The 25,402-nt window shown below is 62.8% G+C and carries 19 protein-coding genes; 12 read left to right on the top strand and 7 right to left on the bottom strand.

Going from position 1 to position 25,402, the window contains the following annotated elements; genetic code table 11:
• Window positions 1-30 precede the first annotated feature (30 nt).
• The 5 genes from lysS to K6301_RS12260 form a co-directional block, all read right to left on the bottom strand.
• On the bottom strand, window positions 31-1,527 hold the full coding sequence (gene lysS / locus K6301_RS12280; RefSeq protein ID WP_247217278.1) for a lysine--tRNA ligase: 1,497 nt from the start codon (window positions 1,525-1,527) through the stop codon (window positions 31-33).
• 183 nt (window positions 1,528-1,710) lie between these two features.
• Complete coding sequence (gene gltX / locus K6301_RS12275) at window positions 1,711-3,180, bottom strand: glutamate--tRNA ligase (protein ID WP_247217277.1); 1,470 nt, start codon at window positions 3,178-3,180, stop codon at window positions 1,711-1,713.
• A gap of 128 nt (window positions 3,181-3,308) precedes the next feature.
• On the bottom strand, window positions 3,309-5,081 hold the full coding sequence (locus tag K6301_RS12270) for an SLC13 family permease (RefSeq protein WP_247217275.1): 1,773 nt from the start codon (window positions 5,079-5,081) through the stop codon (window positions 3,309-3,311).
• A gap of 302 nt (window positions 5,082-5,383) precedes the next feature.
• Window positions 5,384-6,136 carry a TerC family protein gene (locus K6301_RS12265; protein WP_247217273.1) on the bottom strand — a complete coding sequence of 251 codons (753 nt, stop codon included), beginning with the start codon at window positions 6,134-6,136 and terminating at the stop codon, window positions 5,384-5,386.
• 138 nt (window positions 6,137-6,274) lie between these two features.
• Window positions 6,275-6,970 carry a TetR/AcrR family transcriptional regulator gene (locus K6301_RS12260; protein WP_425475397.1) on the bottom strand — a complete coding sequence of 232 codons (696 nt, stop codon included), beginning with the start codon at window positions 6,968-6,970 and terminating at the stop codon, window positions 6,275-6,277.
• Between the two features lie 109 nt (window positions 6,971-7,079).
• Between K6301_RS12260 and K6301_RS12255 the strand changes: the two genes are divergently transcribed.
• The 7 genes from K6301_RS12255 (at window position 7,080) to K6301_RS12225 (ending at window position 16,864) form a co-directional block, all read left to right on the top strand.
• Window positions 7,080-8,282, top strand: a complete 1,203-nt coding sequence (locus tag K6301_RS12255) for an HlyD family secretion protein (RefSeq protein ID WP_247217269.1) — start codon at window positions 7,080-7,082, stop codon at window positions 8,280-8,282.
• Between the two features lie 26 nt (window positions 8,283-8,308).
• Window positions 8,309-9,901 carry a DHA2 family efflux MFS transporter permease subunit gene (locus K6301_RS12250; RefSeq protein WP_247217267.1) on the top strand — a complete coding sequence of 531 codons (1,593 nt, stop codon included), beginning with the start codon at window positions 8,309-8,311 and terminating at the stop codon, window positions 9,899-9,901.
• 77 nt (window positions 9,902-9,978) lie between these two features.
• Window positions 9,979-11,097, top strand: coding sequence for a metallophosphoesterase (locus tag K6301_RS12245; RefSeq protein ID WP_425475339.1), 1,119 nt, complete (start codon window positions 9,979-9,981; stop codon window positions 11,095-11,097).
• Window positions 11,098-11,179: 82 nt separating this feature from the next.
• Window positions 11,180-12,247, top strand: coding sequence for a LacI family DNA-binding transcriptional regulator (locus K6301_RS12240; RefSeq protein ID WP_247217265.1), 1,068 nt, complete (start codon window positions 11,180-11,182; stop codon window positions 12,245-12,247).
• Complete coding sequence (gene xylB / locus K6301_RS12235) at window positions 12,135-13,712, top strand: xylulokinase (RefSeq protein ID WP_425475338.1); 1,578 nt, start codon at window positions 12,135-12,137, stop codon at window positions 13,710-13,712. The genes K6301_RS12240 and xylB overlap by 113 nt, the downstream gene beginning before the upstream one ends.
• A 24-nt stretch (window positions 13,713-13,736) precedes the next feature.
• A complete protein-coding gene (gene xylA / locus K6301_RS12230; RefSeq protein WP_247217261.1) occupies window positions 13,737-15,047 on the top strand; it encodes a xylose isomerase in 1,311 nt (436 codons plus the stop codon).
• A 308-nt stretch (window positions 15,048-15,355) separates the two neighbouring features.
• Window positions 15,356-16,864: a methyl-accepting chemotaxis protein gene (locus K6301_RS12225; protein ID WP_247217259.1), complete on the top strand. Its 1,509-nt coding sequence runs from the start codon at window positions 15,356-15,358 to the stop codon at window positions 16,862-16,864.
• Window positions 16,865-16,867: 3 nt separating this feature from the next.
• Here the strand turns inward: K6301_RS12225 and K6301_RS12220 are convergent, their stop codons facing one another.
• Complete coding sequence (locus K6301_RS12220) at window positions 16,868-17,899, bottom strand: LacI family DNA-binding transcriptional regulator (protein ID WP_247217257.1); 1,032 nt, start codon at window positions 17,897-17,899, stop codon at window positions 16,868-16,870.
• Window positions 17,900-18,117: 218 nt separating this feature from the next.
• On the opposite strand from K6301_RS12220, the gene K6301_RS12215 reads away from it, so the two are divergent.
• The 5 genes from K6301_RS12215 (at window position 18,118) to K6301_RS12195 (ending at window position 24,352) form a co-directional block, all read left to right on the top strand.
• Entirely contained in the window at window positions 18,118-19,644 is a 1,527-nt protein-coding gene (locus K6301_RS12215; RefSeq protein ID WP_247217255.1) for a sugar ABC transporter ATP-binding protein, read from the top strand.
• Window positions 19,645-19,695: 51 nt separating this feature from the next.
• Window positions 19,696-20,706 (top strand): ABC transporter permease, encoded by a 1,011-nt coding sequence (locus tag K6301_RS12210; protein ID WP_134646023.1) that lies wholly within the window; start codon window positions 19,696-19,698, stop codon window positions 20,704-20,706.
• Between the two features lie 107 nt (window positions 20,707-20,813).
• Window positions 20,814-21,767: a substrate-binding domain-containing protein gene (locus K6301_RS12205; RefSeq protein ID WP_247217253.1), complete on the top strand. Its 954-nt coding sequence runs from the start codon at window positions 20,814-20,816 to the stop codon at window positions 21,765-21,767.
• 181 nt (window positions 21,768-21,948) lie between these two features.
• Window positions 21,949-23,001 carry a sugar phosphate isomerase/epimerase family protein gene (locus K6301_RS12200; protein ID WP_247217251.1) on the top strand — a complete coding sequence of 351 codons (1,053 nt, stop codon included), beginning with the start codon at window positions 21,949-21,951 and terminating at the stop codon, window positions 22,999-23,001.
• 166 nt (window positions 23,002-23,167) lie between these two features.
• Complete coding sequence (locus K6301_RS12195; RefSeq protein WP_247217248.1) at window positions 23,168-24,352, top strand: Gfo/Idh/MocA family protein; 1,185 nt, start codon at window positions 23,168-23,170, stop codon at window positions 24,350-24,352.
• Window positions 24,353-24,400: 48 nt separating this feature from the next.
• On the opposite strand, the gene K6301_RS12190 is transcribed toward K6301_RS12195, so the two are convergent.
• Window positions 24,401-25,303 carry an HD-GYP domain-containing protein gene (locus tag K6301_RS12190; RefSeq protein WP_247217246.1) on the bottom strand — a complete coding sequence of 301 codons (903 nt, stop codon included), beginning with the start codon at window positions 25,301-25,303 and terminating at the stop codon, window positions 24,401-24,403.
• Window positions 25,304-25,402: the final 99 nt, after the last annotated feature.

Here is a 25,402-nt window from a genome sequence, read left to right as displayed (position 1 = left end):
GGCTTTGCGTTTTCGGATTGTGATCCGGCCTCAGTCCGCCTTTGCGCGGCGCGCCGGAAAGAGGATGACGTCGCGGATCGACGGGGCGTTGGTGAGCAACATGATCAGGCGGTCCACGCCGATACCGAGGCCGCCGGCGGGCGGCATGCCCTGGTCGATCGCATCCAGGAACTCGTCGTCGAGCTGCTTGTCCTTCTCGCCGCGGGCATGGGCCTGGTTGAGCTGCTCGACCATGCGGGCGCGCTGCTCTTCCGGGTCGTTCAGTTCGGAGAAGGCATTGCCGAGTTCCCAGGCATTGCAATAGGTCTCGAACCGCTCGACGAGGCGCGGCTCGCCCGGTACTTCCTTGGCGAAGGGCGAGATGTCTTTCGGGAAATGGGTGACATGGCTCGGCTGGATCAGCGTGCCCTCGACCTTCTCCTCGAAGATGAAGGCAAGGCACTCGCCCCAGGTCCAGTCCTTTTCAACTTCGAAGCCGGCCGCCTTGGCGGCGGCGCGGGCTTCCTCGTCCGTCTTGATGGCAAGGAAGTCGATACCGGTGGCTTCCTTGACGGCATCGGGCATCGGCACACGCTTGAACGGGCCCTTGAAGGAGAGCTCCTTGTCGCCATAGGCGAATTCGGTCGAGCCGTGGATCTTGACGGCCAGCTCGGCGAAGAGGCGTTCCACGAGGTCCATCACGTCCTCGTAGTCGGCATAGGCCCAGTAGCACTCCATCATCGTGAATTCGGGATTGTGCCTCGTCGACACACCCTCATTGCGGAAGTTGCGATTGATCTCGAACACCTTGTCGGTGAGGCCGGAGACCAGCGTGCGCTTCAGGAACAATTCCGGCGCGATGCGCAGGTACATGTCGAGCTTCAGCGTGTTGTGGTGCGTCTTGAAGGGCTCGGCCGTCGCGCCGCCGTACACCGAGTGCAGCATCGGCGTCTCGACTTCCATGAAGCCGTCGTTTTCCATGAAGCGGCGGATGCCTGAGACGATCTTCGAGCGCTGCTGGAAGCGCAGCTTCGATTCCTCGTTGGTCATGATATCGAGATGGCGCTTGCGGTAGCGGATCTCGACATCCGAAACGCCGTGCCACTTCTCGGGCATCGGCAGCAGCGTCTTCGTCAGCATGACGATCTCTTGCGCGTTGATCGTCAGCTCGCCGCGCTTGGTGCGGCGCACGGTGCCGGTCACGCCGATGATGTCGCCGATATCGATCATCGGCAGCAGGTCGCGGGCCTCCTGCGGCGTCGTATCCTTGTGGCTGAAGATCTGGATCTTGCCCGAGGCGTCATGGATGTCCATGAACATGCCGGAATTGCGCGAGGAATAGACGCGGCCGGCGACCGTCACGACGTCGCCGCTTTCCGTATCGGGTTCCAGCGTCTCGTATTTGTCGGCCAGTTCCGCATTGGTCATCGTGCGATGAAAATGCGCCGGATAGACATCGCCGATCGTCTTGCGCAGCTGCTCGAGCTTCTGGCGGCGGACTTCCGTCGGATCGGAGGAAAGGGCGGTTTCTGTCTTCGTGTCGGTCATTTTTTCGAACTCTGTTGCGGCGCTTGCCGCGCAATTAATTGCAAAACACCGCCCCTGGCTACCCCCTCACCCTGGCCCTCTCCCAGAGGGGAGAGGGGACTGGAGTGTGTCGTGGGCGCCATATGCCCCTTCTCCCCTCGGGGAGAAGGTGCCGGCAGGCGGATGAGGGGGAACCCCTCTTTCTTACTTCCCGCTACCGACCATCGAGGCTACCACCTGCGCGGCGACCTTCAGGCGCTGGCGCACGACGGAGCGGCCGAGAATGGCCATCGAGTCGAACAGCGGCAGCGAGCGCGACGAGCCGGAGACGGCGACGAAGAGCGGGGCGACGACGACCTTCAGCTTCTTGCCGAGCTTGTCGGCGCTGGCGCGCAGTTCCGCCTCGATGCTCTCGACCGTCCATTCGGGCATCTTTTCAAGATCCGGCTGCACCTGGTTCAGCACTTCGAGGATTTCTTCCGGCGTGGACTTCACCTTGGCGAAGGACTCCGGCGTCAGGCCGAGATCGGATTTCAGCAGGAAGCCGGCGAGGTCGGGCAGTTCGCCGAGCTTGGAGATGCGCGACTGCGAAAGCTTCAAGCCCTGGCGGACGCGGTCGTTCTCCATGGCCCATTCCAGCACGCGCTGGGTGAACTGTTCCTCGGTCAGCTGCTCGCGCAACCAGCGGCCGTTCAGCCAGTCGAGCTTCTGGATATCGAAGATGGCGCCGGCCTTGGACAGGTTGTCCGGATCGAACTTTTCGGCGAGCTGATCCATGGTCAGCAATTCCTCACCCTCGGCGATCTGGATGAAGAACAGGCCGAGGAAGTTCATCAGCGCTTCCGGCAGGTAGCCGAGCGCCGAGTAATAGGAGATCGAGGTCGGGTTCTTACGTTTCGACAGCTTCGACTTGTCGTGATTGCGCATCAGCGACAGGTGCATGAAGACCGGCGGCTCGAGCCCGAGATATTGATAGATGAGGATGTGCTTCGGCACGGAGGCAAGCCATTCCTCGCCGCGCGCCACATGAGTGATCTTCATCAGGTGGTCGTCGACCACATTGGCCATGTGGTAGGTCGGCATGCCGTCGGCCTTGAGCAGGACCTGCATGTCGACCGCATCCCACGGGATTTCGACTTCGCCATAGACGCCGTCGACGAACTTGCAGGAGCCTTCGGTCGGGATCTTCATGCGCACGACATGCGGCTCGCCGGCTTCGACGCGCCTGGTCACTTCTTCCGCCGTGAGATGCAGGCAGCGGCCGTCATATTTCGGCGGCTTGCCAGCGGCGCGCTGGGCCTCGCGCATCTGCTCCAGCCGCTCGGGCGTGCAGAAACACTTGAAGCCGTGGCCGCTCTCGACGATCTTGTCGACGAAGGGACGGTAGAGGTCCTTGCGGTCGGACTGGCGGTAGGGGCCGTAGGGTCCGCCGATGTCAGGGCCTTCGGACCATTCCAGGCCGCACCATTTCAGCGCGTCCAGCACCTTCTGTTCGAACTCCGGCGTGGAGCGCGTGGCGTCCGTATCCTCGATGCGCAGGATGAAGGTGCCGTTGTGCTTCTTGGCGAAGAGATAGTTGAACAGCGCGATATAGGCGGTGCCGACATGCGGTTCGCCGGTCGGGGAGGGTGCGATGCGTACGCGAACGCCGGATGCGGTTCCGGAAGTGCTCATGATGTGGCCCGTCTTGACTTATGGAGGGGAGAGCCCGGTTTTGAGCCGTTTCACACGGCGGAAAGAGGCTTTCCATTGGGCTGGGTGAGACCATATTCAGCCCGGCGCGTCAAGAAAAACTCCGCCTGTCACTGCACGGGCCAGACGGCGAGCAGGGCCGGAACGCTGACGATGAGGATGAGGACCGAAAGCGGCAGGCCGACGCGTGGATAGTCGGAGAACCTGTAGCCGCCCGGCCCCATGACCAGCGTGTTGCACTGGTGGCCGACCGGCGTGAGGAAGTCGCAGCCGGCGCCGATCGCAACCGCCATCAGGAAAGCCTCGGGCCTGTAGCCCAGTGTGGCGGCGAAGCTCGCCGCGATCGGGGCCATCACGAGCACGGTGGCAGCATTGTTGAGGAAGGGTGTTACGGCCATCGCGGTCAGCAGGATCAGGGCTATGGCCCCGAAAGGCGGCAGGTGCACGGCGACTGCGCCAAGCCATTCGGCGATGAGTTCGCTGGCGCCCGTCGTGCGCAGGCTGTCGGACACGGGGATGAGGGCCGCGAGCATCACGAGGATCGGTCCGTCTAGTGCGGCATAGGCCTCACGCAGCGGCACGGCCTTGAACAGGACCATGGCGACGGCCGCGGCAAAGAAGCCCGTCGCGACAGGCACGATGCCGAATGCGGTGGCCGTCATGGCGGCCACCAGGATCAGCACGGGTATCATGGCGCGCCGTGGCGCACCGAGCAGGATTTCGCGCTGGGCGAGGGGCAGAAGGCCGAGTTCCGGCAGGAGCGACGGCAAGGTGCGGTTGTTGCCCTGGATGACGATGAGGTCGCCGGGGCGCAGGCGCACTTCCGAGAGCTTTTCCCGCAGACGCTGGCCCTGCCTGCTCACCGCCAGCAGGTTGATGCCATAGGAGTGGAAGAGGCCGATGCTGCGTGCCGAGAGGTCGACAAGGCGCGATTCCGTGCCGACCACCGCCTCGATCGCGCTGATTTCTCCGTCTTCTCCCCGTTCCAGGAGGATCGGCTTGCCGGAGAGCGCGAGCCCTGCTGCCGAAACCACCTTGTCGAGCCCGCCGGCCGTTCCTTCCATCAAAATGGTGTCGTTGGCCTGCAGGACGACATCGGGTAGCGGGTGCAGATGCACGTTGCCGCGGATGATGGCCGTCGCGATCACCTCGCCGTCGCCATTGCGCAGCACCTCGTTCAGGGATTTGCCGACGGAGGACGAGCCTTCTTCAACCGTCGCATCCGATGAATAGGGGGCGGCCTCCAGTGACTCTTCGATCGTGGCATTGTTCTTGCCGCGCTCGGGCACGATGCGGTTGAAGAACAGCATGAAAAGAATGCCGCAGACGGCAAGCGTCGCGCCGACCGGCGTGAAGTCGAACATCGTGAAGCTCTCGCCGGTGATTTCCTGGCGCATGCGGGAAACGACGATGTTGGGCGAGGTGCCGATCTGGGTCATGAGGCCGCCCAGCAGCGCCGCGAACGCCATGGGCATCAGGAACTTCGAAGCGGGCGCGCCGGATTTGCGGGCGAACTGGAAGGCGAGCGGCATCATGATCGCGAGCGCGCCGATATTCTTGATGAAGGCCGAGAGCACCGCGACCGATACGAGCAGCAGGGCAAGCTGGGCGCGCATCGCCGTGAGGTTCGGGAAGAAGCGCTTCACCGCAACGTTGACGATCCCCGAGCGCGCGACGGCCGCACTCACCAGAAGCGCGCTGCCGACGATGATCACGATATCGTCGGAGAACCCCGAAAAAGCCTTGTCGAAAGGCACGATGCCGAGTGCCAGCGCAAGAAGCAGCGAACAGCATGCAACCAGATCATACCGGAACCGACCCCACATGAACGCCGCCATCATCAGCGCGATAACGGCGAAGGCGAAGGTCTGCTCTAGGGTCATGTCGGGATCCATGCATGAGGCGAATGTCTGCGGAAATTCCTTCAGAAGGGCTGCGGTTCCACTGTGCACGTCGGGAAATATGTGCCGCCTCTTTCAGGAACAATCCGTCTCAGGCACGGTTTGCAAGGGGAGGGCGGGCCGTGTCAACCGGACCCGACGGCGATGGAGAACACGGGAATTTTTCCGGTTTCTTCCCGTGGCCAACGAAACGGCAGGCGAGCTCCCAACCCGTCCGGCCCGCCTTCAGCCTTCATCGGTACCCACAAAAAACCGGCGGGATGATTGTCCCGCCGGCTTCTCTGTCAGTGGTGGGTGGTGCCCTTGTTTTTCTGCCGTGCCCGGCGGGAAAACATGTTCAGAAGTTCAACGAGAGCCGAGAACGCCATGGCGGCGTAGATGTAACCCTTGGGTACATGGAAGCCCATGCCTTCGGCGATCAGCGTCGTTCCGATCATCAGCAGGAAGGCGAGCGCCAGCATGACGATGGTCGGGTTCTTCTCGATGAAGTTTGCCAGCGGCGTTGCGGCAAGCAGCATGACAGCCACGGCAAAGACCACGGCGACAACCATGATCGGCAGGTGCGGTGTCATGCCGACGGCGGTGATGATGCTGTCGACCGAGAAAACCAGGTCGAGCAACAGGATCTGGCCAATCGCCGCTCCGAAGTTCGCCGCCACCGTGCGGCCGACCATGTCTTCCTTGTGGTCGACGGGGTCCACATTGTGGTGGATTTCCTTGGTCGCCTTCCAGACGAGGAAGAGACCACCGGCGATGAGGATGACATCCTTCCAGGAAAAGCCGTGGCCGAAGAGTTCGAAGACCGGGGTGGTCAGCTTGACGATCCACGCCACCGTGCCCAGCAGGGCCAGGCGCATGACGAGCGCGAGCCCGATGCCGATGCGCCGCGCGCGTTCGCGCTGCTCCACCGGGAGCTTGTTCGTCAGGATCGAGATGAAGATGAGGTTGTCGATGCCGAGGACGACTTCCATCACGATGAGCGTGACGAGCGCGATCCAAGCGGCGGGGTCTTGCATGAGTGCAAGAATGCTGTCCATCCGATGTGTTCCTCTCCAAGGTACGGTGTGTGAACGGTTCCGTATGTATGAGGAAATCGCCGGCTGACAAGCGGTCGGACCATCCGGCGCACGTTATTTCACGAATTCGTTATAAGATTGCGACCATGGCGGGTGTTTTCAGGGCCTGGCGCCATAGGCGGCGGTGAAAACCCGGATCGCGGAGGCGACATTCTTCTCGATCGTCGCTTTCAGCGGCGCGTCTTCCATCACGCCGAAGATGCGGGGCTTGAAGAGGCCGACCGTGGTGAGTTCCATGAACTGCCGGGCCGCGTGAGCCGTGTCGTCGCAGACGAGGACACCCGCCGCGACCTGCCTGTCCAGATAGGCCTGGAGAACGGACATGGGGTTGACCGTCGAGGTGGAGAAGAAATTGCGGCACAGTTTCGGAAGGCGATGGTTGGCGGCGATCACCATGCGCATGGCGCGGATGGTGGAATCGTTCGTGACATGGGTGGCGAAGAGCGTACCGAACTCCTCCAGCGTCTTTTCCAGTTCCTGATTCGCATCAAGCACATGGCGTACCGACTCCGTGAGCTTGCTGCGCTCGCGCTCGACCATGTCCTCGAACAGGTCTTCCTTGTTCTGGAAGTAGACGTAGATCGTGCCCTTGGAGACGCCGGCCGCACGCGTGATGTCATTCATGCTCGCGGCTTCGAAACCTTGCTTCATGAAAACGCGTTTTGCGCCGTCGAGGATCTGTTCACGCTTCGCCGGGTCTTCTCCGGCGGCGCGCCTTCCCGGCTGCGTAACGGTCGATCTGTCTGCCGTCGTGTCCATCTGGCGTTGTGTGTCCGAAACCCTGGGTGAAACTATTTCGAACCGGTTGGTTCGATTTCACTTGATATGGGGGAAAAATAGCATTATGTCAAATCGAACCGAACAGTTCAGTTCGAATGGTTATCCAGAGAATGGTGACGCTCGCATGTCGACTTCCCATGGTGCCGGCACGGCAAAGGTCCGTCCAGTCAACGATGATTTCGAGGCGGAGACCGGCGAGGCCCCGCCGGCCGCCGCTGAAGTGTCCGCGTCCGCGGAAGCTGCGCGCGAGCCCGAGAAAAAGAAGGGCGGGCGCCGTCTGCTGCTGCCTGTTGTCGCGCTCGCCGTGCTGGCCGGCGCTGGCTGGTTCGGCTATGAGTGGTGGACCAACGGCCGCTTCATGATTTCGACCGATGACGCCTATATCGAGGGCGACATCGCCTCCATCTCGCCGAAGGTCTCCGGCTATGTGGCGGCTGTGAATGTCGTGGCGAACCAGACGGTGAAGGCCGGCGACCCGCTCGTCACGCTCGATGACGGCGACTACCGCATCGCCCGCGAGCAGGCGGACGCCCAGATTGCGACCCAGAAGCTCGCGCTCAACCGCATCGATGCGCAGATCGAAGGCGCCAAGGCCAGCCTTGCCCAGGCGGAAGCGCAGAAGACCGCTTACCAAGCCGCCCTCGAAGGTGCGCAGGTCGCCGAGACGCGCGCGAAGGAGCTGAATGCGAAGGCCGTCGGCACGACCGCCTCGCTGGACAGCGCCACCGTCGCGCTCGACCAGGCCAAGGCGAACCTCGTCGGTGCGGATGCCAACATTGTCTCGGCCAAGGCCAATATCGCCGTCTTGCAGGCGCAGCGCGCCGAGGCGGAAAGCACGGTCCGGTCGCTGCAGCTGGCAAGCGACAAGGCAGCGCGCGACCTCGGTTTCACTGTGCTGAAGGCGCCCTATGACGGCGTCGTCGGCAATGTTTCGGTACAGGTCGGCGATCTCGTCTCGGCCGGGCAGAGGCTTGCCGCGCTGGTTCCGGTCACGCAGCTTTACGTCGAGGCCAACTTCAAGGAAACGCAGATCGCGCATCTCGTGCCGGGCTCGAAGGTCCACCTGCATGTCGATGCCTTCGACAAGGACGATATCGTCGGTACGGTCACGTCGATTGCGCCGGCATCCGGTTCGGTCTTCTCGCTGCTGCCGGCTGAAAACGCCACGGGCAACTTCACCAAGGTCACGCAGCGCGTGCCGGTCCGCATCGCCATACCGCAGGATGCCCTCGATACGGGCAAGCTGAGGGCCGGGCTCAGCGTCGTCGTGGATGTCGACAGCCGAACCGCGCCGACGGACACGGCGGCAGTGGCGAAAGCCGAATAGGCCTCACGAACGAAGGAGCGCGGGCGATGGCCGCGACCGCTCAACCGACTGCTGGCGCCCTGACGGCGACGCCGGCGCAGTCCGACAAGGTTCCCGTCCGCCGGATGGTCGCGTTCTTCGCGATGGTCTTCGGCATGTTCATGTCGATCCTCGACATCCAAATCGTCTCCGCCTCGCTCGCCGAAATTCAGGCGGGCCTGAGTGCGGGCTCAGATGAAATCGGCTGGGTCCAGACCTCCTATCTGATCGCCGAAGTCATCATGATCCCGTTGTCGGGGACGCTGGCGCGCATCGTTTCGACGCGTGTGCTGTTCGCGACGTCGGCGGCGGGATTCACGATTGCGAGCGCGCTCGCTGCGACCGCGACGAATATCGACCAGATGATCGTCTACCGGGCCATCCAGGGCTTCATCGGCGGCGGCATGATCCCGTCGGTCTTCGCGGCCGCCTTCACCATCTTTCCGCCGTCGAAGCGCTCGGTCGTCTCGCCGATGATCGGCCTCGTCGCGACGCTTGCGCCGACCATCGGCCCGACCGTCGGCGGTTATCTGAGCCATGCCTTTTCCTGGCACTGGCTGTTCCTCGTCAACATCGTGCCCGGCATCATCGTGACGGTGCTGACCTGGAACTTCATCGATTTCGACAAGCCGCAGTTCAGCCTCATGAAGAAGTTCGACTGGCTCGGCCTTGCCGCCATGGCGGTCTTCCTGGGCGCGCTCGAATATGTGCTGGAAGAGGGCAATGCCAACGACTGGTTCAATGACGAATATATCGTCATGGGCGCCATCGCCTCGACGATCGGCGGGCTGATCTTCTTCTACCGGGTATTTTCAGTGGAATTTCCCGTGGTGGACCTGCGCGCCTTCAGCAATCGGAATTTCGCGTTCGGCTCGCTGTTTTCCTTCGTCATGGGCATTGGCCTCTACGGGCTGACCTATCTCTACCCGCTCTATCTCGGGCGCATCCGCGGCTACGATTCGCTGATGATCGGCGAGACCATGTTCGTCAGCGGCCTTGCGATGTTCTGCACCGCGCCCATCGCCGGCGCCTTGTCGAGCCGCATGGATCCGCGCTTCATGATGATGATCGGCTTCGCGTGCTTTGCCTACGGCACGTGGATCATGAGCAGCCTGACGACGGACTGGGACTTCTACGAGTTGCTCCTGCCCCAAATCCTGCGCGGCTTCGGCCTGATGATCTGCATGGTGCCGATCAACAACGTCGCCCTGGGAACCCTGCCACCCGACAAAATCCGCGGCGCCTCGGGGGTTTTCAACCTGACGCGAAACCTTGGCGGTGCGGTCGGGCTTGCGGTGATCAACACGATCCTGACGCAGCGGCAGCAGGAGCATTATGCCCGGCTTTCCGAGCATGTGCAGTGGGGCAACCCCGCGGCGATGGATCAGCTGCACAGCATGGCATCGAACTACAACGCGCACGGTCTCGACGGCAACACGATCGCCATCCAGAGGATGTCGGGGCTTGTCCAGCAGCAGGCCACGATCCTCTCCTTCGCGGATGTCTTCCTGTTGCTGACGGTCTTGTTCGGCACCCTTGTCCTGTGCGCCTTCATCATCAAGAAGCCGCAATCCGGAGTGGGCGGTGGCGGCGGGCACTGATTGCCCGTCATGCCTCTTGCCCGCGCCTGGGCAATGCCATCAGAATGCGGGCTTGGAATCGCTGTCCGGAGGCCCGCATGCCCATTTCCACGTCTCGTCGTCATCTGCTCGTCGCGGCCGGCGGGCTCGGCCTCTCGATGATTCTGCCGGGGCAGCGTGGCCTCGCGCAGGCGCAGCGCCCGGCGACGGACGTCACCTTCCTGTTTTCCTGCGACGTGCATGCCTGCCTCGTTTCCGCAGACGCCCTCAGCCCGAATTGCGCGGATGAGGGCAAGACGGACGCGGCATTGCTGAAGCACGTCGCGGCCGTAAACGGAATTGCCGGTCACGCCTGGCCTGCCGAGATCGATGGCAAGCCTACGGGCCTTGCCGGCGCGGGAAGCCCGATCGCCACGCCGCGCGGCCTCGTTTTCGGCGGCGACATGACGGATGATGGCGGCGGACAGGTGAAGGTGCCTGGCGAAGGGCGCCAGCTGCAGCAGTTCTCCAGCCGCTATCAGCAGGGTACCGGGCCGGACCGGGTGCATTATCCCGTCTATACCGGGCTTGGAAACCATGACCTCGATCAGGATGGCGTGCCGCCGCATGCCGACTGGTACCGCCGCGAGCTGCGCGATTACATCGAGCTGAACCACCGCTCCACCGTTTTCTACAAGGCGCCGGTTCCCGTCACCAATTACGATATCGATTCGGACAACTATTCCTGGGATTGGAGCGGGCTTCATCTCGTCCAGCTCCAGCGCTTCGGCGGCGACGGCACGAAGGGCGCGATCAGCGGTCTGCCCTGGCTTCAGCAGGACCTTGCCACCTATGCCGCAGACGGCCGGCCGGTCGTGCTGTTCCAGCACTATGGCTGGGACGATTTTTCCACCGAACACTGGGATCCCGTCGCCAAGACCTTCGATCCGCACGGCTCCGGTCCCGCGCACTGGTGGACGGACGAGGCGCGTGCCGCCCTTCTGGCAACGCTCACCAAGTACAATGTCGTCGGCATTTTCCACGGCCACGAACACCCGACGCCGATGATCTACAACCGCGACGGCCATGACATCTTCAAGCCCGTTGCGGCCTTCATGGGCGGTCTTGCCGTGGTGCGCGTGACGGACCAGTTCATGGATGTGGCGCTCGCCCGTGCCGGGACAAGCGCCACGGATATCATCTTCACCCACGCGTTCAGCAAGCGCCTGGGCGGTTAAAAAAGCCGCTTTCGAAGCGTCGATCCATTTTTTGATTTACGTACATCAAAAACTCCTCTAAGGGTCTGGCCACGGAGGAGACATGCGACCGACAGTTCACGACATTGCCGAACGGGCAGGCGTCAGCCTTGCGACCGTCGATCGGGTTTTGAACGATCGGCCGGGCGTGCGCGGCGTGACGCGTGCCAAGGTCGAGGGGGCCATCGCCGAGCTCGGTTATGTCCGCGACGTGGCTGCGGCCAATCTTGCCAAGAGCCGTGTTTATCCGCTCGTCTTCATCCTGCCCGAGGGCGACAATCCTTTCATGCGCGGGCTGGAGGACGAGGTCCGTCGCGCCGGCGCCCATTCGATGGTCGAGCGCACGCAGCTTTCCGTGGTGACGGTCCCCGCCTTCGATGGTCGTGCCCTTGCACGGGAAATCGACGGTGCGATCGAACGGGCGGTTGCCGGTATCGCTGCCGTCGCGGTCGATGCGCCGGAGGTGCTGGCTGCGATCGGCCGGGCGCGCGAGGCGGGCGTACCCTTTGTCACCCTCGTATCGGACCTTGCCAATTCCGGCCGCGATCATTTCATCGGCGTCGACAACATCGCCGCGGGCCGCACCGCCGGCAGCCTGATGGGGCGGTTCCTGGGCGAGAGGCCCGGGCCGGTCGCGGTGCTCGCGGGCTCGATGCGGGTACGCGACCACGGTGAACGCCTCGAAGGCTTCCTGGCCGCCATGTCGGCCATGCCGATATCCCGCGCGATCCTGCCCGTGCTGGAAGGACAGGACGATCCCGAGCTTTCCTTCGACCTCATCGCCAAATGTCTCGCCGACGTGCCCGATCTCGCCGGCATCTACAGCCTCGGCGCGGGTAACCGGGGCTTGGTGAAGGCGCTTGCTGCGGCCGGCGCGGACCGAAACCTCTGCGTCATCGCGCATGAAGTGACCGACGAGACCCGCGCCGCGCTCGAAGGCGGACTGGTCGATGCCGTGCTCAACCAGGATGCCGGCCATGAGGTGCGCAGCGCCATTCGCGTGCTGCGCGCCAAGGCCGATGGCTTGCCGGTCATTGCCGCTCAGGAGCGCATCCGGCTCGAAATCTTCATCAAGGACAATCTTCCGTCCGAACCGGGCACAGATGATACGCCCGGCGCGGCCGGCAATTAGGGAGAAGCGCATGTATCTCGGGATCGATCTCGGCACATCGGGCGTCAAGGCCATGCTGATCGGCGACGACCAGACCGTGGTCGGCTCGGCGTCCAGCAAGGAGGTCACGACCACGCGCCTGCACGACGGCTGGTCCGAGCAGGATCCGGCCGACTGGATCCGCGCGACGGAAGAGGCGATCGCCGGCCTGCGCTCGGCCCATCCCGACGCGTTTTCCGCCGTGCGCGGCATCGGTCTTTCCGGCCACATGCATGGTGCGACGCTTCTCGACGCCGATGACAAGGTGCTCCGGCCCTGCATCATGTGGAACGATACGCGCAGCTACCGCGAGGCAGCGGCGCTGGATGCCGATCCGCGCTTCCGCAAGATCACCGGCAATATCGTTTTTCCGGGCTTCACCGCGCCCAAGCTTGCCTGGGTGAAGAACAATGAGCCGGATATCTTCGCCAAGGTGCGCTGGGTGCTGCTGCCCAAGGATTACCTGCGCCTGTGGCTCGCCGGCGAGCATCTTTCGGAAATGTCGGATTCGGCGGGCACGTCCTGGCTCGACACGGGCGCGCGCAAATGGTCCACAGAGTTGCTTGCCGCGACGGGGCTCGATGAAAGCCGGATGCCCGGCCTCGTGGAAGGCACCGCGCCGGCTGGAACGTTGCGGCCGGAGCTTGCCGCGAAGTGGGGCCTTCGCGAGGGCATCGTCATTGCCGGTGGCGCCGGCGACAATGCCGCCTCTGCCTGCGGCATGGGAACGGTGCGCGAGGGCACGGCTTTCGTCTCGCTCGGCACATCCGGCGTGCTCTTTGCGGCCAATGCCCGCTACCTGCCCAATCCGGAAAGCGCCGTGCATGCCTTCTGCCACGCACTGCCCGACACCTGGCACCAGATGGGCGTCATCCTCTCGGCCACGGATGCGCTGAACTGGCACGCCCGTGTCACCGGCGCGTCCGCCGCCGACCTGACGAAGGAGCTGGGCGACGCGCTGAAGGCGCCGTCCCACGTGACCTTCCTGCCCTACCTCTCCGGCGAACGCACGCCGCACAATGACGCCACGATCCGCGGCGCCTTCCTCGGTCTCGGCCATGAGGCCGACCGCACGGTTCTGACCCAGGCCGTGCTGGAAGGGGTCGCCTTCGCCATTCGCGATAGTCTGGAAGCCCTGAAATCCGCCGGCACGGAGCTTACGCGCGTCACCGCCATCGGCGGCGGATCGCGTTCTCGCTACTGGCTGAAATCCATCGCCACCGCGCTCGGCCTGCCGGTCGACCTGCCAGCGGATGGCGATTTCGGTGCCGCCTTCGGTGCGGCACGCCTCGGCCTGATCGCTGCGACCGGTGCCAACCCGACGGATATCCTGACACCGCCGGCGACGGCGGAGACGATCGATCCGGAGGTAGGGCTGTCGGCCGCCTACGAGGATGCCTATCAGCGCTACCGCCGCTTCTACCCGGCGATCCGCGCTGCCTACTGACCAACGAAAACGAGAGGAGACACCATGTCCACCGGCTTCTTCGGCGATATCGCCAAGATCAAGTACGAAGGCCCCGAGAGCACCAACCCGCTCGCCTTCCGCCATTACAATCCGGACGAGATCGTCCTGGGCAAGCGCATGGAGGATCATCTGCGCTTCGCCGTCGCCTATTGGCACACCTTCGTGTGGCCGGGCGGCGACCCCTTCGGCGGCCAGACCTTCGAGCGCCCCTGGTTCGACGATACGATGAAGGCAGCCAAGCTCAAGGCAGACGTCGCCTTCGAATTCTTCCAGCTGCTCGGCGTGCCGTTCTACTGCTTCCACGATGCGGATGTGCGCCCGGAAGGCAAGGACTTCATCGAGAACACGAAGAACCTCAACGAGATCGTCGACTATTTCGAGAAGAAGCAGGCCGAGACCGGCGTTAGGCTCTTGTGGGGCACGGCAAACCTGTTCTCCAACCGCCGCTACATGGGCGGCGCCGCCACCAATCCCGACCCTGACGTCTTCGCCTTCGGCGCGGCCACCGTGAAGACTTGCCTGGACGCCACGCATCGCCTCGGCGGCGACAACTATGTGCTGTGGGGCGGCCGTGAAGGCTACGAGACGCTGCTCAACACCAATATCGGCCAGGAACTCGACCAGCTCGGCCGTTTCGTCAACATGGTGGTGGAGTACAAGCACAAGATCGGCTTCAAGGGCGCGATCCTCATCGAGCCGAAGCCCCAGGAGCCGACCAAGCACCAATACGACTACGATGTCGCGACGGTCTACGGCTTCCTCAAGAAGTACGGCCTGGAAAACGAGGTCAAGCTCAATATCGAGCAGGGCCATGCCATCCTGGCCGGCCACTCCTTCGAACACGAGCTGTCGTTGGCCAATGCGCTCGGCATCTTCGGTTCGATCGATATGAACCGCAACGACTATCAGTCCGGCTGGGATACCGACCAGTTCCCGAACAATGTGCCGGAAATGGCGCTGGCCTTCTACCAGGTTCTGTCCGGTGGCGGCTTCACGACGGGCGGCACCAACTTCGATGCGAAGCTGCGCCGCCAGTCGATCGATCCGGCGGATCTGCTGATCGGCCACATCGGCGGCATGGATTGCTGCGCGCGCGGCGTGAAGGCTGCGGCGAAGATGATCGAGGACAAGGCGTTGTCGGCGCCGCTCGCCGATCGTTATGCCGGATGGCAGTCGCCGGAAGCGCAGAAGATCCTGTCGGGCGGTTCGTCGCTGGAAGCGCTGGAAGCCTATGTGGTCAACGGAAACGTCAATCCGCAGCCGCGCTCCGGCCGTCAGGAATATCTGGAGAACGTCGTCAACCGCTACGTTTGATTGCGCTTTACAGACTATACGAAGGGCGCCGCTGGCGCCCTTCTTCGTTTCAGGCGGTTGAAGCCGCGCTCGTGACGGATGTACTGCCTCACGTAACGTTATGTAGACTTCTAGTCTTAGGCCGGTTGTATTCTGTATCGTTTCAGTTGTCCGCATTACGTTATAAAATTGATATCTATCAATTTTTGCGCGATTTTCCGTGGCGATATAGGCTTTATTTACCATCATTCCCAAGAATTAAAGGGAATCAGGGGTGTCGTGGCCTCAATCTCTGATTGATTCCGGGGCGGCCACCAGGACTATTTCCGATGACCGCGCAGGATGCCAAGACCAAGCAGCTGAATGACCGCCTCCAGTTTGTCGATCTCGACGTGACGCAGCGCGCAGCGCTGAAGCGCGTTCTGCCGACGATTTCCGCTTCGCTGGACGGTGCGCTCGACACATTCTACCGCAAGGCGCGCGCGACGCCCGAGACCGCGCGCTTCTTTTCCAGCGAGGCGCATATCCAGGGTGCGAAGGGTCGCCAGATCAAGCATTGGGAACTGATCGGTTCGGCGACATTCGATGCGCAGTATGTCGATGCGGTCACGATGATCGGCAAGACGCATGCCCGCCTCGGGCTCGAGCCGCGCTGGTATATCGGCGGCTATGCGCTGATCCTCGATTCCATTCTTCAGAACGTCATCGCCAAGCATCTTGAAGGCTTCCTCTTCCGCAAGAAGGCGGCGGCGCTGAGCGAGGAGGTTTCGTCCATCGTCAAGGCCGCGCTGGTCGACATGGACTATGCGATTTCGGTCTATCTCGAAGCGCTCCAGGAAGAGCGTGACAAGGTCGAGTCCGAACGGCAGGCGCAGAACGCCGAACAGGAGGAGGCGCTTGCCGCGCTCGATACGTCTTTGAACCGCGTGGCAGGGGGCGATCTGACGGCATCCATCACCAAGCCGCTTGCGCCGCAGTTCGAGCGGCTGCGATCCAACTTCAATGCCGCCATCGGCAAACTCGACGATACGCTGGGCTCCATTGCTGCCGCGGCCGAGGACGCTGCTGGCAATTCCAGCGAACTGGTCGCCGCGACGGACGACATGTCCAGACGGACGGAGCAGCAGGCGGCGTCGCTGGAAGAGACGGCGGCGGCGGTCGAGGAAATCACCACGATCTCACGCGAAGCCGCCAACCGCGCAGAGGAGGCGAGGCGTGTCGTGGGCAGCGCCACCGAGGAGGCGCGCCGCTCCGGCGACGTCGTCGAGCAGGCCGTGTCGGCGATGAGCGCGATCGAGGATTCCTCGCGTCAGATCACCCAGATCATCGGCGTGATCGACCAGATTTCCTTCCAGACCAATCTTCTGGCTCTCAATGCCGGCGTCGAGGCTGCGCGGGCCGGCGAGGCGGGCAAGGGCTTTGCCGTCGTGGCGCAGGAGGTTCGCGAACTCGCGCAGAAATCCGCCGAGGCCGCCAAGGAAATCAAGACATTGATCGACAAGTCCTTCGAGGATGTTTTGCTCGGCGTATCCCTGGTCAACAAGACCGGCGAGGCGTTGCGCCATATCGGCGAGCAGGTGGTCCATATCAACGGGCATATCGATGCCATCGCCAGCTCCGCGCGCGAGCAATCCGCCGGCATTTCAGAGATCAACACCGCCGTCGTCAGCATGGACCAGATGACCCAGAAGAATGCCGGCATGGTGGAAGAGACCAATGCCGCCACGCACAATCTGATGCAGATCAGCACGAAGCTGAAAGGGCTGGTCGACAGCTTCACGGTCTCGGGCGGGCGTGTCCGTGCGGCATCCTTTGCCGAAGAGCGGCGCTACCGCTGAGGTTTAGCGCTTCTGGAAACGCCGCGAGGGTGCCGAGACGGAGTTGCGCACGATGAGGTCCGGGCGCAGCAGGATTTCCGTTTCGGCCGGCTCGCTGTCCGACAGCAGTTCGAAGAGCAGCGCCATGGCGCTCTTGCCGATGGCCGTGCGCGGCTGGCGGATCGTCGTCAGCGACGGGCTCATGAAGCTCGCTTGCGGCACGTCGTCGAAGCCGGTGACGGAGAAATCTTTCGGAATGTCATAGCCGCGCGCGCCAAGCCCGATCATGACGCCGATGGCCGTCTGGTCGTTCACGCACATGAAGGCGCTCGGCAGCGTGTCGCGCATGAAGAGCTGTTCCAGCGCAAGCCGTCCGCTTTCGATGGTGCCGTCGCCCTCCAGCACGATCCGGTCGCTCTCCGGTACGCCCGCCGCGTCCAGCCCGGCGTCATAACCCTGGCGCCGGCGGGCATAGGCGAGGCGCGTGCGTGAATCGCCGACGAAGGCGATCTTGCGGTGGCCTTCGGCGATCAGCAGATCGATCGCCTTGCGTGCGCCCTCGATATCGTCGACGCCGACATAGGGAATTCCGCCGTTATAGACGGGCTCGAAGACACCGACGCTGGGCGGCAGCCGTGCCGTCATGGTCTGGTGTCCGAAGGGCAGGATGCCGGTGAAGAGGATCAGCCCGGCAGCCTGGTTCGAATTGAGGAACTTCAGATATTCCAGGCCGCGTTGCGGATCGTTCTGCGTATGGCCGATCAGAATGCCGTAGCCGTGCGCGCGCGCCTCGTTCTCCAGGCCGACGAGGATATTGGAGAAGTTCGGATCGCCGATGTCGGGCGCGACCACGAGGATCATGTTCGACCGGCCAAGCCGCAGGCTGCGCGCCATCGCATTGGTCGTATAGCCGGTGATGGCGATCGCCTGGTTCACCTTCAGCCGCGTCGAATTGGCCACTTTTTCCGGTGTGTGGATGGCCCGCGACACGGTCGCGATCGAGACCTGCGCGATACGCGCGACATCCTCGATCGTGGCTGGGCTGGACATCGACAAACTGGTTCTCACTCGGCGGCGGCGGTTCCAGATATGCGAAACGATTCTCTATCCGGAACGGCTGGTACAAACGATTTGCGGGACACTACACAGACTGGCCCGAGGGTCAAACGACGCTTGATGAAAATTCCTGATGTCCGATGATGTAAACCTTTACATAGATCGTGTAAAGGTTTACATAGTGCTCAAGCGGTCGAGGAGCCGCAGGGAGGAAGTCGATGAATCCGGACGTTGCCGACGGCGCACCCGTTGTCCTAGCCGCACGCCGTGTCTCCAAGTCGTTCAACGGCGTGCAGGTGCTGTTCAGCGTCAATTTCGAGCTGCGCGCCGGCGAAATCCATGCGTTGATGGGAGAGAACGGCGCCGGCAAGTCGACGCTGGTGAAGATCCTTTCGGGCTTCGAGCAACCTACCTCCGGTGAAATCCTTCTCGACGGCCAGCCGATCAAGCTGCCGCCGAACGGCCAGGCCGAGGCGCTCGGCATCGTCATCATCCACCAGGAATTCAATCTCGCGGAGCACCTGACGGTATCCGAAAGCCTTTTCCTCGGGCGCGAAGTCACGCGTTTCGGGGTGCTGGATCGCAAGTTCATGCGCGCGGAAACGCGTCGCGTGCTCGACCAGCTCGGCTCGCATGTCGATGAAAACGCGTTGATCAGTTCGCTATCCATCGCCGACAAGCAGATGGTGGAAATCGCCAAGGCGATCAGCCGCGATGCCCGCATCATCTTCATGGACGAGCCGACCGCCGTTCTCTCCCGCGAGGAGACCAATTACCTGTTCCGCCAGGTGCGCAAGCTGCGCGAGCGGGGCACCTCGTTCGTCTTCGTCTCGCACAAGCTGGACGAGGTGATGGAGCTGACCGATCGCGTCACCGTGCTGCGCGATGGCCAATGGGTGAAGACCGCGCCGACCAGCATTCTCGATGGCGAATCCATTGCCCAGCTGATGGTCGGCCGCGAGCTGTCCAGCCTTTATCCCGCCAAGCAGGAGCCGAGCGTCGACGAGGACGTGATGCTTTCCGTCACGGGACTGTCGACGCATTACGTGCAAGACGCCAGCTTTGATGTGCGCAAGGGCGAAATCCTCGGCTTTTCCGGCCTTATCGGGTCCGGGCGGACCGAATTGATGGAAGCGGTCGCCGGTCTCAGGTCCCGTACGGCGGGCGAGGTGTCCGTTCGCGGCACGCCGGTGCCGGCGGGCGATGTGCATGCCGCCAATCGCGTCGGCATCGCCTACATGACCAAGGACCGCAAGCACAAGGGCCTGCTTCTGAACTCCGGCATGACGGCGAACCTCACCTTGCAATCGTTGGATCGGCACGGTGACCATGGCTATCTGAGCCCGAAGAGCGAAGCGGCCGCCCTGGAGCGGGCGCGCCGACGCTTCGATATCCGCGTACGCGACGGCCGCGTCGTGGCCGGCCGCATGTCGGGCGGCAACCAGCAGAAGCTTCTTCTCGCCAAGGTCATGGAGACCGAGCCCGACGTCATCATCATCGACGAGCCGACGCGCGGCATCGATGTAGGCACCAAGCAGCAGATCTATCACTTCATCTCCGCGCTCGCGCGCGACGGCAAGTCGATCATCGTCGTCTCCTCGGAAATGCCGGAGATCATCGGGCTTTGCACTCGCGTCGCAGTGATGCGGGAAGGGCGGATCGTCGGCATTCTCGAAGGCGAAGAGATCTCCGAGCAGGAGATCATGCGCTACTCGGCCGGCCTCAAGAAAAAGACCGCTGCCTGAGCCTTAAAGGGCGGGCGGCACGACAACAACGCATTCACGTCGGGGACGAACATGACGGCAAGCGAAGACGCGGCAGAAACCAGCGCGAGGGGCCGCACCTGGCGAGATATCGACCTGAGAGCGGTCGCGCCCTTTGCGGCGCTGGCACTGCTTCTGATCGTCGGTGCGTTGGTCAATCCGAATTTCATCGGGCTCAACAATCTCGCGAACGTGGCGACACGCAGCGCCTTCATCGCGATCATCGCGGTTGGCGCGACCTTCGTCATCTCGTCGGGTGACCTCGATCTGTCGGTCGGGTCCATGGTGGCCTTCGTGGCTAGCATCATGATCCTTTTCATGAATTCCGGTGCGATCGCCGATCCGTCTCTCATGCTGGCGGCGGCGGTGGCGCTGACGATCATCATCGGCGCCGGCTGCGGCCTGGCGAATGGCCTGATCACCACCGTCGGCAAGATCGAACCCTTCATCGCGACGCTCGGCACGATGGGCATCTATCGTGGCCTCACCACCTGGCTATCGCAGGGCGGCGCGATCACGCTGCGCGAACCGGAATTGCAGGCGCTCTATCGGCCGGCCTATTTCGGCAGCATTCTCGGCGTGCCGGTTCCGATCGTCGTCATCCTGGCGGTGACGATCGTCGCAGCCTTCGTTCTCTACCGCACCCGCTACGGCCGCCATGTGGTCGCTGTCGGTTCCAACAGCGATGTCGCGCGCTATTCCGGCATTCCGGTGAACCGCGTGCGCACCATTGCCTTCGTCATCCAGGGTGTCTGCGTGGCGATCGCGGTGCTGCTCTATGTGCCGCGTCTCGGTTCCACCTCGGCCACGACCGGCATTCTGTGGGAATTGCAGGCGATCACCGCGGTCGTCGTCGGCGGTACGGCGCTGAAGGGCGGGGCAGGGCGCGTCTGGGGCACGATCTGCGGCGCCTTCATTCTCGAGCTGGTCGGCAACATCATGCTGCTTTCCAACTTCATCAGCGAATATCTGATCGGAGCCATCCAGGGCGCGATCATCATCATTGCGATGCTCGTCCAGCGCTCGCTGGTACGCAAGTCGTAAGCCCGAGCAATTCCGGCCACAGCACAAGGCGGCCGGGGTTGTGGGAGAACAGTCGGGTTCACAGGTCGCCCGGCCACGAAGCAAGACCTGCTTTTGGGAGGAAACTCATGCGCAAGAAACTATTGGGCCTGACGGTCGCCGCGGTTGCCGCCTTTGCCGGCTTCGCTCACGCCCAGGAAGAGAAGAAGGTCACGATCGGCGTCTCGATCCCGGCCGCCAGCCACGGCTGGACGGCAGGCGTGATCTATCATGCCGAGCGTGTGGCCAAGCAGCTGATGGAAAGCCATCCGGGCCTCAACGTCGTGGTCAAGACCTCGCCGGACCCGGCAAGCCAGGCGAATGCCGTGCAGGACCTTGCCACGCAGGGCATCGACGCGCTCGTCATCCTGCCGACCGATCCGGATCCGCTGGTCAACGCCATCAAGGAAATCAAGGGCAACGGCACCTTCGTCGCGCTTGTCGACCGCGCGCCGAGCGTCAACGACGGCACCGTGCGCGACCTCTATGTCGCCGGCAACAACTTCGCGCTCGGTGAAGTGGCCGGTCAGTACATCAAGGAGACAACGCCGGAAGCCGAGGTCGTCGTCATCCGCGGCATGCCGATCCCGATCGACCAGGAGCGCCAGAACGGTTTCGACAAGGGCATCGAAGGCTCGGGCGTCAAGGTTCTCGACCGCCAGTACGGCAACTGGAACCGCGACGATGCCTTCAAGGTCATGCAGGACTACCTGACCAAGTACCAGAAGATCGACGTCGTATGGTGCCAGGACGACGACATGGCCGTCGGCGTTCTCCAGGCCATCGAGCAGGCCGGCCGCACGGACATCCAGTATGTCGTCGCGGGCGCCGGTTCGAAGGACATGATCAAGAAGGTCATGGACGGCGACAAGATGATCCCTGTCGATGTTCTCTATCCGCCGGCAATGGTCGGTACCGCCCTTGAGATGGCGGCTGCCCACTTCTACGGCCAGGTTCCGGTCCGCGGCGTCTACACGATCGACGCGACGCTGGTGACGAAGGACAACGCGAAGGACTTCTACTTCCCGGACTCGCCGTTCTGATCCAATCCTGATGCGCCGCTCGGGACATTGCGTTCCGGGCGGCCTTTCATTGGCGGGCACATCGATTTCGCATTGCCCGCACTGTTAAAGGTCGATAGTTTTCAAAAATCTGCGGTACGTACCGCAAGAATATCTTCAACCGGTCGCGGGGAGCGGCCGGGTGCATGGGAGGAAGCCGAATATGAAGACGATCAAGGGCCCGGCCCTGTTTCTCGCACAGTTCGCCGGCGATGCGGCACCCTTCAACTCCTGGGACAGCATTACCAAGTGGGCCGCCGATATCGGTTACAAGGGCGTGCAGGTTCCCACTTGGGATGCGCGGCTGATCGACCTGAAGAAGGCGGCGGAATCCAAGACCTATTGCGACGAATTTGCCGGCAAGGCGCGCGAAAATGGCGTCGAGGTAACGGAGCTTTCCACGCATCTGCAGGGCCAGCTCGTTGCGGTTCATCCAGCCTATGACGAGGCCTTCGACGGCTTTGCGGCACCAGAAGTGCGCGGCAATCCTGGGGCGAGGCAGGCCTGGGCGGTGGAACAGGTGAAGATGGCGCTGACCGCATCTCGCAATCTCGGCCTGAACGCCATGGCGAGCTTTTCCGGCGCGCTCGCCTGGCCGTTCGTCTATCCCTGGCCGCAGCGCCCGGCCGGTCTCGTGGAGACTGCGTTCGACGAGCTTGCGAAGCGCTGGAAGCCGCTGCTCGACCATGCGGATGAGAATGGCGTGGACGTCTGCTACGAGATCCATCCCGGCGAAGACCTGCACGACGGCATCACCTATGAGATGTTCCTGGAGCGCACCGGCAACCATGCCCGCGCCTGCATGCTCTACGACCCCTCGCACTATGTGCTGCAATGCCTTGACTATCTCGACAACATCGACATCTACAAGGACCGCATCCGCATGTTCCATGTGAAGGATGCGGAATTCAATCCGACGGGCCGACAGGGCGTCTATGGCGGCTACCAGGGCTGGGTCAACCGCGCAGGCCGCTTCCGCTCGCTGGGTGACGGACAGGTGGATTTCGGCGCGGTCTTTTCCAAGATGGCGGCCAACGATTTTGCCGGCTGGGCCGTGGTCGAATGGGAATGCGCGCTGAAGCATCCCGAGGACGGTGCCCGCGAGGGCGCGGAATTCGTCAAAGCGCATATCATCCGTGTTACGGACAAGGCCTTCGACGACTTTGCCGACGGCGGTACCGACGAGGCGGCCAACCGGCGCATGCTGGGGCTTTAAGGCTGGCCCCTGTCCCTCTCTCCGCACGCGGGAGAGGGGACCTGCCCACACAGTGGTGAAGGTTGGGATAACGGTGCGGCCTATCTCCTTTCCCGCTTGCGGGAAGAAGGTGGCCGGTAGACCGGATGGGGCTTGCCCCACGAGAAACGTTAAGGAGGAACACAGGATGGCAATCGAAGGAAGCGCGAACGAAACGCGCGAACGCCGGATCCGGCTCGGCATGGTCGGCGGTGGTTCCGGCGCCTTTATCGGTGCGGTGCACCGCATGGCGGCCCGGCTCGACGATCACTACGAACTGGTCGCCGGCGCGCTGTCGTCCTCGCCCGAAAAGGCCGAGCAGTCGGCCCGCGAACTGGGCCTCGACCCGGCCCGCAGCTATGGCAGCTTCAAGGAAATGGCGATCCGCGAGGCCAAGCTGAAGAACGGTATCGAGGCGGTGGCGATCGTCACGCCCAACCATGTGCACTACGAGGCGGCCAAGGAGTTCCTCAAGCGTGGCATCCACGTTATCTGCGACAAGCCGCTGACCTCGACGCTCGGCGATGCGCGCAAGCTGAAGAAGCTGGCGGACGAAAGCGACGCCCTCTTCGTGCTGACCCACAACTATACCGGCTATCCGATGGTGCGACAGGCTCGCGAGATGATCGCAAACGGCGATCTGGGCACCATCCGCCTGGTGCAGATGGAATATCCGCAGGACTGGCTGACCGAGGATATCGAATCGAGCGGCCAGAAGCAGGCGGCGTGGCGGACGGATCCTTCCAAGTCGGGCGCGGGCGGCTCGACGGGTGACATCGGAACGCACGCTTACAATCTCGGATGCTTCGTCTCGGGCCTCGAGCTCGAAGAACTCTCGGCCGACTTGGACAGCTTCGTGCCGGGCCGCAAACTCGACGACAACGCCCATGTCCTGATGCGCTTCAAGGAGAAGGACGGTGCGCGCGCCAAGGGCATGCTGTGGTGCAGCCAGGTCGCGCCCGGCCATGAGAACGGCCTGAAGGTTCGCGTCTATGGCACGAAGGGCGGCCTGGAATGGGTGCAGGCCGATCCGAACTATCTCTGGTACACGCCCTTCGGCGAGCCGAAGCGCCTGATCACCCGCAACGGCGCCGGCGCCGGCGCCGCAGCCGGCCGTGTCAGCCGTATTCCGTCCGGTCATCCGGAGGGATATCTCGAAGGCTTTGCGAATATCTATTCGGAAGCTGCCCGCGCGATCTATGCCAAGCGCAATGGCGCGGCCGTCGATGCTGCCGTTGTCTATCCGACGGTGGACGATGGGCTGAAGGGCATGCTCTTCGTAGACGCCTGCGTGCAGTCATCAAAGAAGAACGGCGCCTGGATCAAGGTCTGAGACCCGCAATCCCGTGGCCGCCGCATCTTCGCGGCGGCTGCGATACTATCATGAGAACATGCTGCCGAGGCGCAGGACCAGCTTCGTATCGAACATCTGGTTGTGATCGAACATCCAGTTGATGGCGTCCTTCGTCGACCAGGCCTTCTTGTAGGGCCGGGCGCTCGTCAATGCCTCGAAGACGTCGCACACGGTGGCGAGGCGCACCTCGGCGCTGATCTTCTCGCCCTTCAGGCCGAGCGGATAGCCCGAGCCGTCAAGGGCTTCGTGGTGTAGCCGGCAGACATCCAGAACGATACCGGAAACATTGCCCTGCTGTTTGAGCATGCGGTAGCCGACTTCCGGGTGATTGCGGACCAGCTGGCGTTCGTTTGCGTCGAGCTTGCCGGTCTTGTTCAGCACGGCGTTGGGAACCATCAGCTTGCCGACATCGTGCAGCAGACCGGCGACGCCCAGTTCGCGTACGGCATCGTCATCGTATCCGAGCGCGCGGGCGAGTTGCATCATCAGGGCGCTGACGGCCAGCGAATGAACGTAGGTTCCTTCATCCTTCGTCTTGAGGCGCGTGACCTCGAGAAAGACATCGGGTGCGGCCTCGATACGCTCGGCAATCTCGTCGGCGATCGGCCCCAGCGTCTCGATCTTCAATGTGCCGGCTTGCGCCGCCACGAAGCTTTCGCGCAGGGAACGCGCCGATTGGGATACCGTTTCGAGTGTATGCTGGCGTTGTTCTTCCTGCGCCTTCGCAGCGCTGTGCATCACGGCATCCACGTCGATCGTGCTGTGTTGCTGATTGACCAAGGCGTGGGTGGCTGATGTGGCCAGAATGGCGCGAACCGCATCTTCGGATTTGATCAGAAAGCGTCGGGGCTGAAATTCGGTAACCGGACATTCCACCGTTTCGATGAACATGCCCTTGCGCACGAGATGCTTCGGAATTCTGAGTACCACGCCCTTATCCCCGCAGAACCTGACGCAGCTTAGGCGACGAAGCCTAATTACTGATTAAGCGTCATCTTATTTACATATGAATAGAAGATGGTCGTCAGC

Origin of the sequence: Shinella oryzae (assembly GCF_023038235.1) — a bacterium.
GTDB lineage: Bacteria > Pseudomonadota > Alphaproteobacteria > Rhizobiales > Rhizobiaceae > Shinella > Shinella sumterensis.
This window is presented reverse-complemented; position numbering and strand designations above follow the sequence as displayed.

What these genes read in the sequence shown, in the direction of transcription:
- lysS (WP_247217278.1), bottom strand. Translation starts at nt 1,527, where the DNA reads ATGACCGACACGAAGACAGAAACCGCCCTTTCCTCCGATCCGACGGAA.
- gltX (WP_247217277.1), bottom strand. Translation starts at nt 3,180, where the DNA reads ATGAGCACTTCCGGAACCGCATCCGGCGTTCGCGTACGCATCGCACCC.
- K6301_RS12270 (WP_247217275.1), bottom strand. Translation starts at nt 5,081, where the DNA reads ATGACCCTAGAGCAGACCTTCGCCTTCGCCGTTATCGCGCTGATGATG.
- K6301_RS12265 (WP_247217273.1), bottom strand. Translation starts at nt 6,136, where the DNA reads ATGGACAGCATTCTTGCACTCATGCAAGACCCCGCCGCTTGGATCGCG.
- K6301_RS12255 (WP_247217269.1), top strand. Translation starts at nt 7,080, where the DNA reads ATGTCGACTTCCCATGGTGCCGGCACGGCAAAGGTCCGTCCAGTCAAC.
- K6301_RS12250 (WP_247217267.1), top strand. Translation starts at nt 8,309, where the DNA reads ATGGCCGCGACCGCTCAACCGACTGCTGGCGCCCTGACGGCGACGCCG.
- K6301_RS12245 (WP_425475339.1), top strand. Translation starts at nt 9,979, where the DNA reads ATGCCCATTTCCACGTCTCGTCGTCATCTGCTCGTCGCGGCCGGCGGG.
- K6301_RS12240 (WP_247217265.1), top strand. Translation starts at nt 11,180, where the DNA reads ATGCGACCGACAGTTCACGACATTGCCGAACGGGCAGGCGTCAGCCTT.
- xylB (WP_425475338.1), top strand. Translation starts at nt 12,135, where the DNA reads ATGGCTTGCCGGTCATTGCCGCTCAGGAGCGCATCCGGCTCGAAATCT.
- xylA (WP_247217261.1), top strand. Translation starts at nt 13,737, where the DNA reads ATGTCCACCGGCTTCTTCGGCGATATCGCCAAGATCAAGTACGAAGGC.
- K6301_RS12225 (WP_247217259.1), top strand. Translation starts at nt 15,356, where the DNA reads ATGACCGCGCAGGATGCCAAGACCAAGCAGCTGAATGACCGCCTCCAG.
- K6301_RS12215 (WP_247217255.1), top strand. Translation starts at nt 18,118, where the DNA reads ATGAATCCGGACGTTGCCGACGGCGCACCCGTTGTCCTAGCCGCACGC.
- K6301_RS12210 (WP_134646023.1), top strand. Translation starts at nt 19,696, where the DNA reads ATGACGGCAAGCGAAGACGCGGCAGAAACCAGCGCGAGGGGCCGCACC.
- K6301_RS12205 (WP_247217253.1), top strand. Translation starts at nt 20,814, where the DNA reads ATGCGCAAGAAACTATTGGGCCTGACGGTCGCCGCGGTTGCCGCCTTT.
- K6301_RS12200 (WP_247217251.1), top strand. Translation starts at nt 21,949, where the DNA reads ATGAAGACGATCAAGGGCCCGGCCCTGTTTCTCGCACAGTTCGCCGGC.
- K6301_RS12195 (WP_247217248.1), top strand. Translation starts at nt 23,168, where the DNA reads ATGGCAATCGAAGGAAGCGCGAACGAAACGCGCGAACGCCGGATCCGG.